Raw genomic sequence first — 15,240 nt, forward strand, 5'->3', positions numbered from 1 at the left:
ATGCAGTGCGCGACAACCAGCAGACCAACAAGACTGAGATCCAAAACCACGGCTGGGCGTTCGGCCAGATCGCAGATATGGAAGCGTGGTACGCCGACTTGCTGAGGGACCCAGACGCGCTTGGCGCCGGTCAGCGCTTCGCCGTGACGGGGTTCTGGCGCCGGTGGCGACCCGCGCGACGTGCTCGCGCAGGACATCGACGCCACCCACGTGGATTACCAGATCGCCGTCCTGAAGGCCGGGGGGCTCACCCAGGCATATCGCACCGACCTTGCGCAGGTCAAAGAAGATGTAGACGCCGGAACCCGAGCCCACGGGCCAGCTTATGAAAACTTCTACGACGTGCTCGGCACGGTGTACGGCGCAGACGACCCTTCAGCAGTTGGGAACTCCCAATTGCATTACGGGGTATTGGTGAACGTCGCGATCGAGAATCAGCCTCTCTACCGAGGAGCCGCGCTCCAATTTGCCGTTGCGGAGTCAATCAAGTACCTGAGCTGGAAACTGCTCGTTCCGAACTTCTCATTCAATGACTTCGGGGACACACACAGCCTGATGTTGATCATCAACGGCCTGAGCGCCAGGGCGGCCCTGGAGCGGTTGGATCCCTCACTCTCCGCAAGCACGTTCGCTGCGATCTTCACCCAATCCTCCAGTGCATCTGCGTGGCAGGACGCGAGCAGGGTCACGCGTGGCGGTTGTCCGAAGGACCTCGTAGGCGACTTCTACGTGCGCAGGCGGCGCTCGGAGGCACGCCGGTGATCGGACGTCCATACCATCGCATGCACGCGAAAATTCCGCCTTTCAGGGAGGGCACATGTTCAACCAGTCTCGCCACTGCGGCGCGCGGATCCCCGTCCGCGCAAGGGCGTCGGCCCCTCTCTGTCGAACGTTTCCCGATTCCCTCGGGGGAGTCACCGTCATGGCGTCTTTCTCCAACTCCTGTCTCGCGCCATGATCCTGGAGCTTGGCGGCGGTGCCCAGCTTCTCCGCCTGTTCGGCTGGGTATTGTGGGCGCTCATTGCCGCAGGGCTGGTTGCCGCCCTGGTGTTTCCCCGCACCCGGCCTCGAAAAGCGTTGTGGGCGCTGCTGGTGCTATCGCCCGTGCTCGCCATGGTACTCACCGGGTGGCACACGCGGTCGGAGTTTCAGGATCGGCAGGCTGAGGCCCAAAGACTCTTCGACGAGCATTGCAAGACGGCCGGAGTACGCATCTTCAGAACGGTCGCGAACGTCGACAGCTTGCTTCTGATGAAGCGGCGTCCTGAGAACTGGGACACGAGAGAACAGTACGCGTTGGTTGATCCGTACGGCACCGACGTATCCGGTGAGGGGTACGCCAAGTCTTTCCTTTGGGGACGTGACAAGAACGGGCATGTCTTGTCCACAGCCCCCGGGCCGTTCGGCTATCGCTACGTCGTTATGGTGGACGCGAAACCCGGCAGCTACACGCGATACGAGCTGAGTGGCAGGCGTGGACCGGCCGGCGAGGTTGAAGTCCGGTCAAGCGCCACGACATCGGTGCCGCGTTACGGCGTCTCCTATGAGGATATTTCCTCGCGAGAGGATCGCGATCACTGGATCGCTGGCAGCAGACTGTTCGTCATCGATACGCAAACCGGCGAACTGCTCGCGGAGCGCATCGGGTGGATGTTCGACCATGCGCTCGGTCAAAACACCGCGGCCAGGGACCCCTGGGCCTTCGCCGCGTCCAAGGCGTGCCCCACCTTTCCCACCGTGAATCAGTACGTGCCACTGCAGGCGGGCCAGACGAGGGACTTTGTCGAACGTGTGCTCATTCCGTCGCGGGAGACCAGTAAATGACGAATTTATCTTCACAGCAGATGCTGAAATATGCCTATCTGCAACTCGCTTCCGAAGCGACGGGGTTGGTCGACGGCCTCGAAGGCGAGCGTTTGGCTGATGTCTTAACCGTGGGCAACAGCCGCGCCAGTGTCTTCACGCGTACAGAGGCCAATACCTTCGTCAGCGACGGCTGGACGGTCGTAGCACACGTCGAGAAGAACTCCGGCTTCAGCGGCACGCTGTTCAAGGATAAGGCCGGTAACCTGGTCCTGTCGTTCCGCAGCACCGAGTTCGCGGACGACGCAGTGCGCGACAACCAGCAGACCAACAAGACTGAGATCCGAAACCACGGCTGGGCGTTCGGCCAGATCGCAGATATGGAAGCGTGGTACGCCGGGTTGCTGAGGGACCCAGACGCGCTTGGCGCCGGTCAGCGCTTCGCCGTGACGGGGTACAGCCTGGGCGGCCACTTGGCGACAGCCTTCGACATCATGCGACACGAGGACGGCACCAGCGGGCGTATCACTGAGGTTTTCACCTTCAACGGGGCGGGCGTAGGACAAACGCAATCGAGTCTATCGCTCCATACGGTGATAGATACGTTCAGCGCAGCACGCGTCGACGGCTCCAATGCCGCGAGCTTCGGTACGTCGGTCGCCGCCAATTTGTACGCACAGATGTCCGCGCAGATGAATGGCGCCGCCACAGTGGAAGTGGCCGATGGGTTCATCGGACAGATAAACGCTGCTGTGACGCAGCTGTCAACCAGCGACCCCGGTACACACAGAAGCTGCGGGAGCTGAACCTTCTTCAAACTGCAGCGCTTCGTGTGCACGATGTTCTCGCCGAGATTGTGCGCGTAAACGACCTCCACAACTCTGGCGCCGGTGGCGACCCGCGCGACGTGCTCGCGCAGGACATCGACGCCACGCACGTGGACGCCAGGTACTTGACGCCCCCGATCATCGAGCCGAGATAGAAGAACGCAGCGGCCCACCCGGCACTCAACAGCAGCCAGGCAAGTGCGGGAAGGTGGTTCATGGCAGCTCGCTTTCGCCTGTCCGACGCGGTTCCTCCACTATATTGCCTCCCCATGCCAGCCACCGTTGGAACCGCCTCCTTCGCCGAGATCCCCTGGGCCGGCCAGCCCGTCCGCATCGAATACCAGTGGGTCGGCACCGCCACCCCCGGCGCTCCCACCCTCGTCTTCCTGCACGAGGGCCTCGGCTCCGTCGCCATGTGGCGCGACTTCCCCGCGCGGCTGTGTGAGGCCGCGGGCGCGCGCGGGCTCGTGTACTCGCGCCCGGGCTACGGCCGCTCCACGCCGCGCGGCGCCCACGAACGCTGGTCGCCCCGCTTCATGCACCGGCAGGCCGAGGAGGTTCTGCCCGCCTTGCTGCGCGCGCTGCAGATCGATCCGGCGCGCGAGCCGCTCTGGCTGTTCGGCCACAGCGACGGCGGCTCCATCGCCCTGCTCTACGCCGCGTTGTTCCCCGACGCGCTGCGCGGCGCGATCGTGCTGGCGCCGCACATCTTCGTGGAGGACATCTCCGTCACCAGCATCCAGCAGGCCCGCGAGGCGTACCTGCGCACGGACCTCAAGCAGCGCCTGGGCCGCTACCACGAGGATGCGGATTCGGCCTTCTGGGGCTGGAACGACATCTGGCTGGACCCGGCCTTCCGCGGCTGGAACATCGAGCGCGATATCGCGACGATCCGCTGCCCGCTGCTGGCGGTGCAGGGCGTGGACGACGAATACGGCACGCTGGAGCAGATCCGCGGCATCGCGCGCATCGTGCCCCACGCGCAATTGCTGGAGGTGCCGGAGTGCGGCCACTCCCCGCACAAGGACCAGCCGCAGGCCGTGATCGACGCGGCCGTGCGCTTCATCCGCGCGGCGCCCTGAGCTCCCCTTCGCGGCCGGCCAGGAACACCGGGCCGTCGAACTTCACGCCGGGGCCCAGCGCGCGCTCGTCGAACCAGCCCTGGTTGACTTCCAGCACGAAGCGCACGGCGTGTTCCGAGGATTCGCCCTCCAGGTCGTGCGGCTGAAGGTCCGCGACCTTCAGTACCGTGCCGTCCTCGCGCAGGAAGGCGATCGACAGGGGCAGCGGCGTGTCCTTCATCCAGAACGACAGGACCTGGCACGCGTCGCACACGAACAGCATGCCTTCGTCGGGCGGCAATTCGCGCCGGTGCATCAGGCCCTGCGCCCGTTCCTCGTCGCTGCGCGCCACGTACACCTGCAGGCTGTGCTCTCCGGCCGTGAGTTGCATGCGGGGAAGGTTCATGCGTTGCCATGGTGCCGCGACCCTGCGATGCGCCTCGTAGGACAGCTCCAACGCGCCGACGCTGGCGCGTGCAGCCGCACGTTGTAGGATTCCCCGTGCCTTCTCCCGCAGTCCCATCCCCCGCCCCCGAGCCCGCCGCCGCCACGCGCGCCGCCGTCACCCTGCTGGCCACCGCGAGTTTCTTCAGTGGCGCCGCCCTGCGCATCTGCGATGGCCTGCTGCCGCGGATGGCGAGCGATTTCTCCGTCACGGCGGGCACCGCGGGCCAGGTGATCTTCGCCTTCGCTGTCGCCTACGGCTTCTCGCAGCTCGCCTACGGGCAACTGGGGGACCGCTACGGCAAGGCCCGCGTGGTGTGCATCGCGCTGTTCGCGTCGGCGGCCGGTTCCTTCGCCTGCCTGTTCGCGCCGGACCTCACGGTGCTGGTGCGCCTGCGCGTGCTGTGGGGCGCGGTGGCCGGCGGCGTGATCCCGATGTCCATGGCCTGGATCGGCGACAACGTGCCGTGGGAGAAGCGGCAGGCCACGCTGGCGCGGCTGCTGCTCGGCACGCTCTCCGGCATGACGGCCGGCCAGCTCGCCGGCGGCCTGTTCGCCGATTCTGCGTGGGGCTGGCGCGGCGCATTCGCCGCGCTGTGCGTCGGCTATCTCGTGGTGGGCACGCTGCTGCTGGTGCGCCTGCGCAGCATCGGCGGCCACACGGCGCCGCAGGCCCTGCGCGGCAACTGGCTCGCTCCCGCGCGCGACATCCTGCGCCTGACATGGCCGCGCGTGGTGCTGGCCGCCGTGCTGGCGGAAGGCATCTTCCTGCTCGGACCGCTGGCCTACCTGCCGGCCTACCTGCACCAGCGCTTCGGCCTGGCGCTCTCGGTGGCGTCGGGCTACGTGGCCCTGTATGCGATCGGCGGCGTGCTGTACGCGATGGTGGCGCAGCACGTCGTGCGGCGCTTCGGCGAGCGGCGCATGGTGCTGTGGGGCGGGATCATGGTGGGCGCGGGCTTCCTCGCGTGGTGGTTGATCCCCTACGGCTGGATTGCCGCGCCCGTGGCGCTGGCGGTCGGCTTCGGCACCTACCTGTACCACAACACCCTGCAGACGCACGGCACGCAGATGGCGCCGGCGGCGCGCGGCACGGGCATGTCGCTGTTCGCCTTCTCGTTCTTCGTCGGCCAGGCCATCGGCGTGTCGCTGGCCGGCCAGGCCTTCGACCGCTTCGGCGCGGCGCCCGTGCTGCTGCTTCCGGCCCTGGTGCTGCCCTGCGCGGGCTGGGCCTTCGCGCGGGCCCTCCAGCGCCGCGCCGCGGCCTGACGTACGCTAGCGGCCTGTGCAAAAGGCAGGAGGAGCCCCCGTATGCAGGCAGCGTTCTACACCAGGCAGGGTCCCGCGGCCGAGGTGCTGCAGGTCGGCGAGCAGCCCACCCCGCAGCCCGGTGCGGGCGAGGTGCGCGTGCGGCTGCGCACGTCCGGCGTCAACCCGTCCGACTACAAGGTGCGCAAGGGCGGCTTCGGCCGCACGCTGGCGTATCCGCTCGTGATCCCGCACAGCGACGGCGCGGGCGTGATCGATGCGGTAGGCGAAGGCGTGCCTGCCAGCCGCATCGGCGAGCGGGTCTGGATCTGGAACGGACAGTGGATGCGGCCCTTCGGCACGGCGGCGCAATCCATCGCCCTGCCCGCGGCGCAGGCGGTGCCCATGCCGGAATCGCTCGGCGACGCGGATGCGGCCTGCCTCGGCATCCCCGCGCTCACGGCGCTGCACGCGGTGCGGCTCGCGCAGGTCCGGCCGGGCATGAACGTGCTGGTGTCCGGCGGCGCGGGATCGGTGGGGCACTACGCCATCCAGTTCGCCAGGCTGCGCGGCGCCACGGTGCTCACCACCGTGAGCAGCGAAGAGAAGGCCGCCCATGCCCGGCGCGCCGGCGCCGCCCACACCATCAACTACCGCGACGAGGACGTCGGCGCGCGCGTGCAGCAGCTCACCGGCGGCCGCGGCGTGGACGCCGTGATCGAGATGGACTTCACCGCCAACGCGCGCCTGTATCCCGCCTGCGTGCGCGCCGGCGCAGCGATCGTGGTGTACGGCATGGGCCAGGTGGAGGCGAACCTGCCCACCTTCTGGTTCATGCGCAACCGCATCACCGTGAAGTTCGTCTACGTCTACGAGATGGAAGCCGACGAGCGCGAGGCCTGCCTGCGCGAACTCGGAGCGCTGCTGCGCGAAGGCGCGCTGCAGCACACCGTGGCCCTGCGCCTGCCCCTCGCCGACATCGCGCGGGCCCACGACATCGTGGAACAGGGCCGGGTGATCGGCAACGTCGTCCTCGACATCCCCCAAGGAGACCACTGACATGGACCTGCAACTTCGTGGCCGCCACGTGCTGATCACCGGCGGCAGCCGCGGCATCGGCCTCGCGTGCGCGCGCGACTTCCTGGCCGAGGGCTGCAAGGTGAGCCTGGTCGGCCGCAACCTGGAGCACATGGACCGGGCCCTTGCCGGACTGCGCTCGCTGGGCGAGGTCGACGGCTTCTGCGCGGACCTGGCCGACCCGGCCGCGGCCCTGAAGGTGGTGGACGCGGCGCAGGCGGCCCTCGGCCCCATCGACGTGCTGGTGAATTCCGCCGGCGCCGCCCGCCGCACGCCGCACGACGAACTGCAGCCGCAGGCGTGGCACGACGCGATGCAGGCCAAGTTCTTCACCTACATCCACGTGATGGACCCGGTGGTCAAGCGCATGGGCGCGCGCGGCGCGGGAGCGATCGTCAACGTGATCGGCATGGGCGGCAAGGTCGCGACCACGACGCACCTGGCCGGCGGTGCGGCGAACGCGGCGCTGATGCTGGCCACAGCGGGTCTCGCCGCCGCGTGGGGGCCGCGCGGCGTGCGCATCAACGCGGTGAACCCCACGCTCACGCTGACCGAGCGGCTGGCCGAAGGTTTCGCGGTGGATGCGCGCCTGCGCAACACGAGCCAGGAGGAGGTGCGGCGGCAAGCGGAGAAGAAGCTGCCGCTGGGACGCATCGCCACGCCGGAAGAAGTCGCGGCCGCGGTGGTGTTCCTCGCCTCGCCGCGCGCCTCCTATATCTCCGGCGCGATCCTGTCCATGGACGGCGCGGCGACGCCCCTCGTGGTCTAGTGGTGCGTGGCCAGCGGCCGCTCCTCGATCAGGTGATCGAGGGTGGCGACCAGCGCTTCGGTGTCGACGGGCGCCACCATGTAGGCGTTGGCACCGGCTTCCATGCCGGCCCTCTGTTCGGCCTGGCTCACGAACACGGCGGACACGTGCACCACCGGGAGTGAAGCCGTGCCCGCGCGCTGGCGCAGCAGCCGGCAGACCTCGAATCCGAGCAGGTCCGGCAGGTGGACGTCGAGCACCACGGCCGACACGAAGTCGACGAGTTCCAGCGCCTCGGCACCGGCGGCGGCCTCCACTGTATTGAAGCCCGCCGCACGCAGCACGCGCGCGGTGGCATAGCGGGTGGATTCGTTGTCATCCACCACGAGGACACTGTGGTGCGATCGGTCGATCATCTCGGGGGGGCGCGCTAAGGAAAGATTTCGCAGTGTAAGCCGAGGGCACGGCCCTGCCCAGCCACCCCGGATTAAGTGGCTCCCGTATGCTGGAATACATGCATCTCGTGCAATTGTTGCTTCCCCTGTACGGCCAGGACGGCGCCAGGTTGACGCCCACTCTCTTCGCCGCGGTGCGCGCGGAAATGGTCGAACGCTTCGGCGGGCTCACCGCCTATTCGCGCGCGCCCGCCAGCGGCCTCTGGGCGCAAGGCGAAGGCGAGCGGGTGGAGCACGACGACGTCGTGGTCTACGAAGTGATGGTTCCCCGGCTGGAGCGCGCCTGGTGGAAGACCTACCGCGAGGAACTCACCGCGCGCTTCCGGCAGAAGGAACTGGTGGTACGGGCGCAGCGCATCGAGACGCTCTGAGGCGTGCCGCAGCTCGGCCGCATGGTCGCCTGAATAGTGTTTGTCCTACTCCCTGCAGCGTGGTCTCTTACCAGAATGGGCCCGTAGCCCACCCTGAAAGGATCTGTTCCGATGAAAGTCGACATCTACCGGCGCGAGGAACCGCATCAGATGTTCAGCTATCTGATCGTCCCGCAGGGACAGGACATCCCACCGGAAGCGGACAACGTCGACTGGCACGTGCGCCAGCTCGCCGTGGACGTGGACGACACGCAGGAGCACCTGCACCCCTACGAGATCGACAACCCGCGCGCCCAGATTGCCGAAAAGGGCTACGCCATCACCAGCGTCTACCACCAGGTGCCGGCCCAGGCCGCGCCCTGAGTCCGGGGGGCGGCCGGAGTTCGCCCGACCGCTCCTACATCCGTCGGAAGAGGCGCGACGCGCATTGCCGCGTCGCGCTGACGAGCCAGGCGCCGCGCCGCCCCGAAGATCGCTCCATCAGTCGAACGGTTTTCGAGGACGGAACGATGTTTGCCATTTCAGTGCTTTCTTCCATCGCGCAGTCCCGCTTCGGGCAGTGGCTGCGTGCCCTGTCGACGCTGCCGCGCCGCACGCGGTATTGAGCCCTCAGGGATTCGAGCCGCCGCCCAGCGAGCGATACAGCTGCACCTGGTTCTGCAGCCGCGCCAGCCGCGCCTGCACCAGCGCCTGCTGCGCCGTGAACAGCGAACGCTGCGCATCCAGCAAGTCCAGGTAGCTCGCGACACCGTTCTCGTAGCGCAGGCGCGCCAGGCGGTAGCGGACTTCTTCCGCCTCCACCACCGCGCCCTGCGCACGCACCTGCTCGCCGTAGGTCGCGCGGCCCGCCAGCGCATCGGCCACCTCGCGGAAGGCCTGCTGGATCGCACGCTCGTACTGCGCCACGGCGATGTCGCGCGAGACCTGGGTCGAAGCGAGGTTCGCGCGGTTGCGGCCCGCATCGAACAGGGTCTGCACCAGCGCCGGCGCCACGGTGAAGCCCCAGGAGCCGCCCTTGAACAGGCCGGCCAGGTCGGAGCTGGCGGTGCCGATGCCGGCGGTGAGCGAGATGCGCGGAAAGAACGCGGCGCGCGCGGCGCCGATGTTGGCGTTGGCCGCCAGCAGCTGCTGCTCGGCCTGCCGAACGTCGGGCCGGCGCACCAGCACCTCCGAAGGCAGGCCGGCGGGCACGTCGGCCAGGCTCACCTTCTCCGTCGTGAGGCCGACCTCGTACTGCGGCGCGACCGGCTCGCCCACCAGCAGCGCCAGGGTGTTGATGTCGTTGGCGCGCTGCCGCTGCAGCTGCGCCAGCGTCGCCCGCGCCGTTTCGTAGAGCGACTGCGCGAGCCGGAAATCGATCTCGGACGAAGCGCCGTTGTCGAACCGCAGCTTGGTCAAGCGCAGCGACTCTTCGCGCGTGGCCATCGTCTGCTGCGTCAGCGCCAGCAGCTCCTCATCGGCCGCGAGACTCAGCCAGGTGCTCGCCACGCTGGACACGAGCGTCATCTGCGCGGCGTTGCGGCCTTCCTCGGTGGCGAAGTACTGCGCCAGCGCCGCCTCGCTCAGGCTCGCGATGCGGCCGAAGAAGTCGATCTCCCAGGCGCTGAAGGCGACGTTGGCCTGCAGCGTGGTCACCTCGTTGCCGTTGACGGGGCTCGGCGCGCGCGAGGCGCTGGCCGTCCCGGCCACGGTGGGCAGGCGGTCCGCATTGCGGATGTCGTACTGCGCGCGTGCCTGCGCGATGTTCAGCACCGCCACGCGCAGGTCGCGGTTGTTGCGCAGCGCCGTGGCGATCAGGGTGCGCAGGCGCTCGTCGGTGAAGAACTGCTGCCAGGGCAGTGCGGCGGCCGGCGTGCCCTGCTCCGTCGCCGGATACGGGAAGGCGTCCGGCACCGGCAGCGCGGGTCGTTCGTACTTCGGGATCAGCGAGGTGCAGCCCGCGAGCACGAGTGCGGCCGCCAGGGCGGAGAAAGTCCTCATGCGCGAACTCATATCTGGTCTCCCGCGGTGGCGCCGGCAGGCAGCTCGTGCTGCAGCTCGTGCCGGTACAGCTTGTTCTGGCGCTCGCTGCCGTGGAAGAAGCCGCGCACCACCACGAAGAAGATGGGAACGAAGAAGACCGCCAGGCCGGTGCCGGTGAGCATGCCGCCCAGCACGCCGGTGCCGATGGCACGCTGGCTCGCGGAGCCCGCGCCGCTGGCGATGGCCAGCGGCAGCACGCCGAGGCCGAAGGCCATGGAGGTCATGATGATCGGGCGGAAGCGCAGGTGCGCCGCCGCCAGCGCCGCCTCGACCACGCCCTTGCCCTGCGCCTGCAGGTCCTTGGCGAACTCGATGATCAGGATGGCGTTCTTCGCCGACAGCCCGATGATGGTGATCAGGCCCACCTGGAAGTAGACGTCGTTGGCGTAGCCGCGCAGCAAGGTGGCCAGCAGCACGCCCAGCACGCCCAGCGGCACCACCAGGATCACCGCCATCGGGATCGACCAGCTCTCGTACAGCGCCGCCAGGCACAGGAACACCGACAGGATGGCGAAGCCGTACAGGATCAGCGCCTGCGAGCCGGCGAGTTTTTCCTCGCGCGACTGGCCGGTCCACTCGAAGGCGAAACCGGTGGGCAGTTGCGCCGCGAGGCGCTCCATTTCGTCCATCGCGGCGCCGGTGCTGAAGCCCGGCGCCGGGGCGCCGGAGATGCGCATGGCCGGATAGCCGTTGTAGCGCACCGACTGCATCGCGCCCGTCACCCAGCGCGTGGTCGCGAAGGCCGACATCGGCACCACCTTGCCCTGCGTGCTCGGCACGTTCAGGCGCAGCAGGTCCTCCGGCTGCATGCGCGCCGGCGCATCCGCCTGCACCACCACCCGCTGCAGCCGGCCGCGGTTGGGGAAGTCGTTGATGTAGGCCGAACCCAGCGCGGTGGAGAGCACGCCGTTGATCGCGTCGAAGCTCACCCCCAGGGCCTGTGCCTTGTCGCGGTCGATGTCCACCTGCAGCTGCGGCGCGTCTTCCAGGCCGTCCGGGCGCACCTGCGTCAGCACCTTGCTCTGCGCCGCCATGCCCAGGAGCTGGTTGCGCGCGGCCAGCAGCGCGTCGTGGCCGTTGCCGCCGCGGTCCTGCAGGCGGAAGGTGAAGCCGGACGCCGTGCCCAGTTCGGGGATCGGCGGCGGGCTGAGCGGAAAGATGAAGGCATCGCGGATGCGCGACAGGGCGCCGAAGGAGCGCCCCGCCAGCGCCTGCGCGGAGTGCTCCTCGCCCTTGCGCTCGTCCCAGTCCTTGAGCGTGACGAAGGCGAGCGCTGCGTTCTGGCCCTGGCCCGAGAAGGAGAAGCCCAGCACGCCGACCATGCTCTGCACCTCGGGCTGCTTTAGGATGAAGGCTTCCACCTGCTCCATCACGTTGCGCGTGCGCTCCAGCGTGGCGCCCGGGGGCAGCTGCACGTTGACCAGCATGTTGCCCTGGTCCTCCTGCGGCAGGAAGGAAGTGGGCAGGCGCGTGTAGACCAGCGCCGCCACCCCGGCGATCGCGCCGTACACGATCAGGTAGCGCGCGGCGCGCCTGAGGAGGCGCGCGACGATGCTTTCGTAGCCCTTGGCGGTGCGCTGGAACACCCGGTTGAAGCCGCCGAAGAAGCCGCGCTTTTCCTCGTGGTGGCCGGCCGGCACCTGCCGCAGCAGCGTGGCGCACAGCGCCGGCGTGAGCGACAGCGCCATCGTGGCGGAGAAGCTGATCGAAGCCACCATCACCGCCGCGAACTGGCGGTAGATGTTGCCGGTGGAGCCGGCGAAGAAGGCGAGCGGCACGAACACCGAGATCAGCACCACGGTCACGCCGATGATGGCGCCCTGGATCTGGCCCATCGCCTTGCGCGTGGCCTCGCGCGGCGGCAGGCCCTCGTGGCTCATGATCCGCTCGACGTTCTCCACCACCACGATGGCGTCGTCCACCACGATGCCGATCACCAGCACCATGCCGAACATGGTCAGCACGTTGATGGAAAAGCCCAGCGCCAGCAGCGCGCCGAAGGTGCCGAGCAGCGCCACCGGTACGACGAGCGTGGGGATGATCGTGTAGCGCCAGTTCTGCAGGAACAGGTACATCACCAGGAACACCAGTGCCACGGCTTCCAGCAGCGTCTCGACCACCTGCTTGATCGAGATGCGCACGAAGCGCGAGCTGTCGTACGGGATGTCCCATTTCATGCCGCGCGGGAAGTACGGCGCGAGTTCGCCCATGCGCTTGCGGATCGCGTCGGCGGTGGCCAGCGCGTTGCCCGAAGGCGCGAGCTGCACGCCGATGCCCGTCGACGGTTTGCCGTTCAGGCGCGCCGCGGTGGCGAAGTTCTGCGCGTTCAACTCCACCCGCGCCACGTCCTTCAGGCGCACCGTGGAGCCCTCCTGCGTGGAGCGCAGCACGATGTTGCCGAACTGCTCCGGCGTGGTGAGCTGCCCCGGCACCACGATGGTGGCAGCGATGGACTGGCCGGTGATGTTGGGCAGGTCGCCCATCGTGCCGGCCGAGACCTGCGCGTTCTGGGCGCGGATCGCGTTGTTGACGTCGTTGGTGGACAGGTTGTAGCCCACCAGCTTTTCCGGGTCGATCCAGACGCGCATCGCCGCCTCGGTGCCGAACAGCTGCGCCTGGCCGACGCCGGGGATGCGCTGGATTTCCGGCAGCACGCTGCGCGAGGCGTAGTCGCCCAGGTCCACCGGCGTGAACTTGGGGTCGTCGGAAGACAGGATCGTGAACAGCAGGAAGTTCGAGCGCGACTTCTCCACCCGCACGCCCTGCTGCGTCACGGCCGACGGCAGGCGCGGCGTGGCGCGGGCGAGGCGGTTCTGCACGTCGACCTGCGCGAGGTCGGGGTTGGTGCCGGGCTCGAAGCTGATGGTGATCTGGCCGACACCGTTGGCCTGGGTGACCGACTCCATGTAGATCAGGCCCGGCGAGCCGTTCATTTCCTGCTCGATCACGCTGATGACGCTTTCCTCCAGCGTCTTGGCGGACGCGCCGGGGTAGACGGCCGTGAGCACGATGGAGGGCGGTGCCACCGGCGGGTACTGCGAGATCGGCAGCTTGGTGATGGCGACGGCGCCGATCACGATGATGAACAGCGCGATCACCCACGCGAAGATGGGGCGGTCGATGAAGAACTTGGACATGGAAGGCGGTCCTCAGCTCCGGGCGGACTGCGAGGAGGCGGCCGAAGCCGGCGCGGAGGCCGCGGCGGCCGGCGCGGGCGCGGCGGGCTTCGCCGCCGAGGCGGGCGAGGTGGAAGTGCCCGCCGGACCGGTCGATGCGCCCCAGGGCACGGGCTTGACCGGCGCGCCCGGGCGCACCTTCTGGAAGCCGTCCACCATCACCTGCTCGCCGGGCTGCAGGCCCTCGAGCACGACCCACTGGCCGTTCTGCGAGCCGCCGATCTTGATGGTGCGCGGCGCCACCTGCCCCTTGGTGTCGACCACCATCACGGTGTCGCCCTGCGGCGAGCGCGTCACGGCCTGCTGCGGCAGCAGCATCGCGTGCTGCGCCTTGGCCTGTTCGACCTTCACGCGCACGTACATGCCGGGCAGCAGCATGGCGCGCGGGTTCGGCACTTCGGCGCGCAGCGTCACCTGGCCGGTGTTCTGGTCCACGCTCAGGTCCGCGAACAGCAGCCTGCCCGGTTGCGGGTGCTCGGTGCCGTCTTCCAGCTGCACGCGCACCTGCGCGCCCTCGGTGCCGGCGCGCTTGAGGCGCCCCTGTTCGAGCGCGCGCCGCAGGTTCATCACTTCGGTGACCGACTGCGTGAAGTTGACGTACAGCGGGTCGATCTGCTGGATCACGGCCAGCGGCGTTGCCTCGCCCTGCCCCACCAGCGCGCCTTCGGTGACGAGCGAACGGCCGATGCGCCCGGAGATCGGCGCGGTGACGGAGGCGTAGCTCAGGTTGATGTCCGCCGTGCGCACGGCAGCGCGGGCCGCAGCGACGTCGGCTTCGGCCTGCTTCTCGGCCGCCACCGCGTTGGCGTATTCCTGCTTGCTGATCGCATTGGCTTCGACCAGCGGCTTGTAGCGCTGCGCCAGCGCCGCGGCCTGCGAGTGGTTGGCCTCCGCCTTGGCCAGCGAAGCGCGCGCGCTCTGCTGCGCCGCTGCATAGGGGCTCGGGTCGATGCGGTACAGCACCTGACCGGCGCGCACGTCGCTGCCCTCGCGGAACAACCGGTTCTGCACGATGCCGGCCGCGCGGGCGCGCACCTGCGCGACGCGCGAGGGCTCGAGCCGCCCGGGCAGCTCGGTCACGAGGCCGACGTCGCCGCTGGTGACCGTGACCACGCCGACTTCCGGCGGCGGCGGGGCGGCACCGGCGCCGGCCCCGCCCGCGGGGGCGGAAGTGCCGGAGCCCTGGCCGCAGGCGGCGAGAAGGAGCACGAGGAGGAGGGACGCAAGGACCTGCGGCACGCGAGCAGCCATGGGTTTTGTTGTTCGGTGAGGGTGGACAGGGAGACGGCGGCTCGTGGCGCACCGGCGCAAGCCGCGAGTATACATACAGCTTTGCATGTATATTCGGGCACCAACATGGTCCGCCGCTCCAAGGAAGACGCCCTCGCCACCCGCAACAGCCTGCTGGATGCGGCCGAGCGCGTGTTCCTCGCGCAGGGCGTGGCCGGCACCTCGCTCAACGACATCGCGCTGGAGGCCGGCACCACGCGCGGCGCCATCTACTGGCATTTCCGCGACAAGGCGGACCTGTTCAACGCGATGATGGACCGGGTCGTGATGCCCCTGCAGTGCGCACTGGAATCGGTGCAGGAGCCCGCGGGCGGGGACCCGCTCCCGCGGCTGAAGAAGGCCCTGCGTGCGGCCTTGCGCCAGACGGTGCAGGACCCGCAGACGCGGCGCGTGTTCGAGGTGGCCACGCACAAGGTCGAGTACGTCGACAGCCTGTGCGCCGTGCGCGAGCGCCACCGCGCCATGCGCGAGCGCGTGGTGGGCCAGTTCCGCCAGGCCTTGCTGCACAGCGCCGAGGCGCGCGGCGTGCGCCTCGCCATTCCGGCCAGCACCGCGGCCCAGGGACTGCACGCCCTCGTCGACGGCCTGATCCAGGACTGGCTGCTCGACCCCGAGGGCTTCGACCTGGAGGCGGTGGGCAGCAAGGCGATGGACGCCTACCTGCACGGCGTCGGCCTGCAGTAGGACGAGGCTGGCGGGCGGCGTCGAACGCCGCTTT

15 protein-coding genes are annotated in these 15,240 nt (G+C 68.9%); 10 read left to right on the forward strand and 5 right to left on the reverse strand.

What is annotated here, in order from left to right; translation table 11 throughout:
• The first annotated feature begins 180 nt into the window (after nucleotides 1–180).
• The 4 genes from WG923_RS12075 to WG923_RS12090 all read left to right on the forward strand — a co-directional run bounded on the left by WG923_RS12075 (nucleotide 181) and on the right by WG923_RS12090 (nucleotide 3,712).
• Entirely contained in the window at nucleotides 181–762 is a 582-nt protein-coding gene (locus tag WG923_RS12075) for a hypothetical protein (protein ID WP_340351207.1), read from the forward strand.
• Between the two features lie 192 nt (nucleotides 763–954).
• Nucleotides 955–1,824: a hypothetical protein gene (locus WG923_RS12080; RefSeq protein ID WP_340351208.1), complete on the forward strand. Its 870-nt coding sequence runs from the start codon at nucleotides 955–957 to the stop codon at nucleotides 1,822–1,824.
• Nucleotides 1,821–2,609: a hypothetical protein gene (locus WG923_RS12085; RefSeq protein WP_340351209.1), complete on the forward strand. Its 789-nt coding sequence runs from the start codon at nucleotides 1,821–1,823 to the stop codon at nucleotides 2,607–2,609. Before WG923_RS12080 ends, WG923_RS12085 begins: the two co-directional genes overlap by 4 nt.
• 290 nt (nucleotides 2,610–2,899) lie before the next feature.
• Entirely contained in the window at nucleotides 2,900–3,712 is an 813-nt protein-coding gene (locus WG923_RS12090) for an alpha/beta fold hydrolase (protein WP_340351210.1), read from the forward strand.
• Here the strand turns inward: WG923_RS12090 and WG923_RS12095 are convergent.
• A complete protein-coding gene (locus tag WG923_RS12095; RefSeq protein ID WP_340351211.1) occupies nucleotides 3,693–4,097 on the reverse strand; it encodes a DUF192 domain-containing protein in 405 nt (134 codons plus the stop codon). The two genes, WG923_RS12090 and WG923_RS12095, sit on opposite strands and share 20 nt — an antisense overlap.
• Before the next feature lie 95 nt (nucleotides 4,098–4,192).
• On the opposite strand from WG923_RS12095, the gene WG923_RS12100 reads away from it, so the two are divergent.
• From WG923_RS12100 to WG923_RS12110, 3 genes are read left to right on the forward strand one after another with little or no spacing between them, the layout of a single operon-like run.
• On the forward strand, nucleotides 4,193–5,404 hold the full coding sequence (locus WG923_RS12100) for an MFS transporter (protein WP_340351212.1): 1,212 nt from the start codon (nucleotides 4,193–4,195) through the stop codon (nucleotides 5,402–5,404).
• A 42-nt stretch (nucleotides 5,405–5,446) separates the two neighbouring features.
• Nucleotides 5,447–6,442: an NADPH:quinone reductase gene (locus WG923_RS12105; protein WP_340351213.1), complete on the forward strand. Its 996-nt coding sequence runs from the start codon at nucleotides 5,447–5,449 to the stop codon at nucleotides 6,440–6,442.
• A gap of 1 nt (nucleotide 6,443) precedes the next feature.
• Entirely contained in the window at nucleotides 6,444–7,229 is a 786-nt protein-coding gene (locus WG923_RS12110; RefSeq protein WP_340351214.1) for an SDR family oxidoreductase, read from the forward strand.
• Here the strand turns inward: WG923_RS12110 and WG923_RS12115 are convergent.
• Nucleotides 7,226–7,591, reverse strand: a complete 366-nt coding sequence (locus WG923_RS12115; RefSeq protein WP_340351215.1) for a response regulator — start codon at nucleotides 7,589–7,591, stop codon at nucleotides 7,226–7,228. The two genes, WG923_RS12110 and WG923_RS12115, sit on opposite strands and share 4 nt — an antisense overlap.
• Before the next feature lie 131 nt (nucleotides 7,592–7,722).
• On the opposite strand from WG923_RS12115, the gene WG923_RS12120 reads away from it, so the two are divergent.
• A complete protein-coding gene (locus WG923_RS12120; protein ID WP_340351216.1) occupies nucleotides 7,723–8,034 on the forward strand; it encodes a hypothetical protein in 312 nt (103 codons plus the stop codon).
• Nucleotides 8,035–8,145: 111 nt separating this feature from the next.
• A complete protein-coding gene (locus tag WG923_RS12125; protein ID WP_340351217.1) occupies nucleotides 8,146–8,397 on the forward strand; it encodes a DUF6139 family protein in 252 nt (83 codons plus the stop codon).
• A 246-nt stretch (nucleotides 8,398–8,643) separates the two neighbouring features.
• Here the strand turns inward: WG923_RS12125 and WG923_RS12130 are convergent, their stop codons facing one another.
• Genes WG923_RS12130 through WG923_RS12140 form a run of 3 tightly spaced genes read right to left on the reverse strand, consistent with a single transcriptional unit; the run spans nucleotide 8,644 to nucleotide 14,483 of the window.
• Nucleotides 8,644–10,014, reverse strand: coding sequence for an efflux transporter outer membrane subunit (locus tag WG923_RS12130; RefSeq protein ID WP_340351218.1), 1,371 nt, complete (start codon nucleotides 10,012–10,014; stop codon nucleotides 8,644–8,646).
• Between the two features lie 8 nt (nucleotides 10,015–10,022).
• Complete coding sequence (locus WG923_RS12135) at nucleotides 10,023–13,193, reverse strand: efflux RND transporter permease subunit (protein ID WP_340351219.1); 3,171 nt, start codon at nucleotides 13,191–13,193, stop codon at nucleotides 10,023–10,025.
• 12 nt (nucleotides 13,194–13,205) lie between these two features.
• The gene (locus WG923_RS12140; RefSeq protein WP_340351220.1) at nucleotides 13,206–14,483 is read right to left on the reverse strand and encodes an efflux RND transporter periplasmic adaptor subunit; all 1,278 of its coding nucleotides are present in this window, start codon (nucleotides 14,481–14,483) and stop codon (nucleotides 13,206–13,208) included.
• Nucleotides 14,484–14,588: 105 nt separating this feature from the next.
• On the opposite strand from WG923_RS12140, the gene WG923_RS12145 reads away from it, so the two are divergent.
• Complete coding sequence (locus tag WG923_RS12145; RefSeq protein ID WP_340351221.1) at nucleotides 14,589–15,206, forward strand: TetR family transcriptional regulator; 618 nt, start codon at nucleotides 14,589–14,591, stop codon at nucleotides 15,204–15,206.
• Nucleotides 15,207–15,240 lie beyond the last annotated feature (34 nt).

This window comes from Ramlibacter sp. AN1133 (assembly GCF_037890035.1).
Lineage (GTDB): Bacteria > Pseudomonadota > Gammaproteobacteria > Burkholderiales > Burkholderiaceae_C > Ramlibacter.

Bases quoted from the DNA above. Each gene is read 5' to 3' on its own strand.
- WG923_RS12080 (WP_340351208.1), top strand. From the start codon at position 955: ATGATCCTGGAGCTTGGCGGCGGTGCCCAGCTTCTCCGCCTGTTCGGC.
- WG923_RS12085 (WP_340351209.1), top strand. From the start codon at position 1,821: ATGACGAATTTATCTTCACAGCAGATGCTGAAATATGCCTATCTGCAA.
- WG923_RS12090 (WP_340351210.1), top strand. From the start codon at position 2,900: ATGCCAGCCACCGTTGGAACCGCCTCCTTCGCCGAGATCCCCTGGGCC.
- WG923_RS12095 (WP_340351211.1), bottom strand. From the start codon at position 4,097: ATGAACCTTCCCCGCATGCAACTCACGGCCGGAGAGCACAGCCTGCAG.
- WG923_RS12105 (WP_340351213.1), top strand. From the start codon at position 5,447: ATGCAGGCAGCGTTCTACACCAGGCAGGGTCCCGCGGCCGAGGTGCTG.
- WG923_RS12110 (WP_340351214.1), top strand. From the start codon at position 6,444: ATGGACCTGCAACTTCGTGGCCGCCACGTGCTGATCACCGGCGGCAGC.
- WG923_RS12120 (WP_340351216.1), top strand. From the start codon at position 7,723: ATGCATCTCGTGCAATTGTTGCTTCCCCTGTACGGCCAGGACGGCGCC.
- WG923_RS12125 (WP_340351217.1), top strand. From the start codon at position 8,146: ATGAAAGTCGACATCTACCGGCGCGAGGAACCGCATCAGATGTTCAGC.
- WG923_RS12130 (WP_340351218.1), bottom strand. From the start codon at position 10,014: ATGAGGACTTTCTCCGCCCTGGCGGCCGCACTCGTGCTCGCGGGCTGC.
- WG923_RS12135 (WP_340351219.1), bottom strand. From the start codon at position 13,193: ATGTCCAAGTTCTTCATCGACCGCCCCATCTTCGCGTGGGTGATCGCG.
- WG923_RS12140 (WP_340351220.1), bottom strand. From the start codon at position 14,483: ATGGCTGCTCGCGTGCCGCAGGTCCTTGCGTCCCTCCTCCTCGTGCTC.
- WG923_RS12145 (WP_340351221.1), top strand. From the start codon at position 14,589: ATGGTCCGCCGCTCCAAGGAAGACGCCCTCGCCACCCGCAACAGCCTG.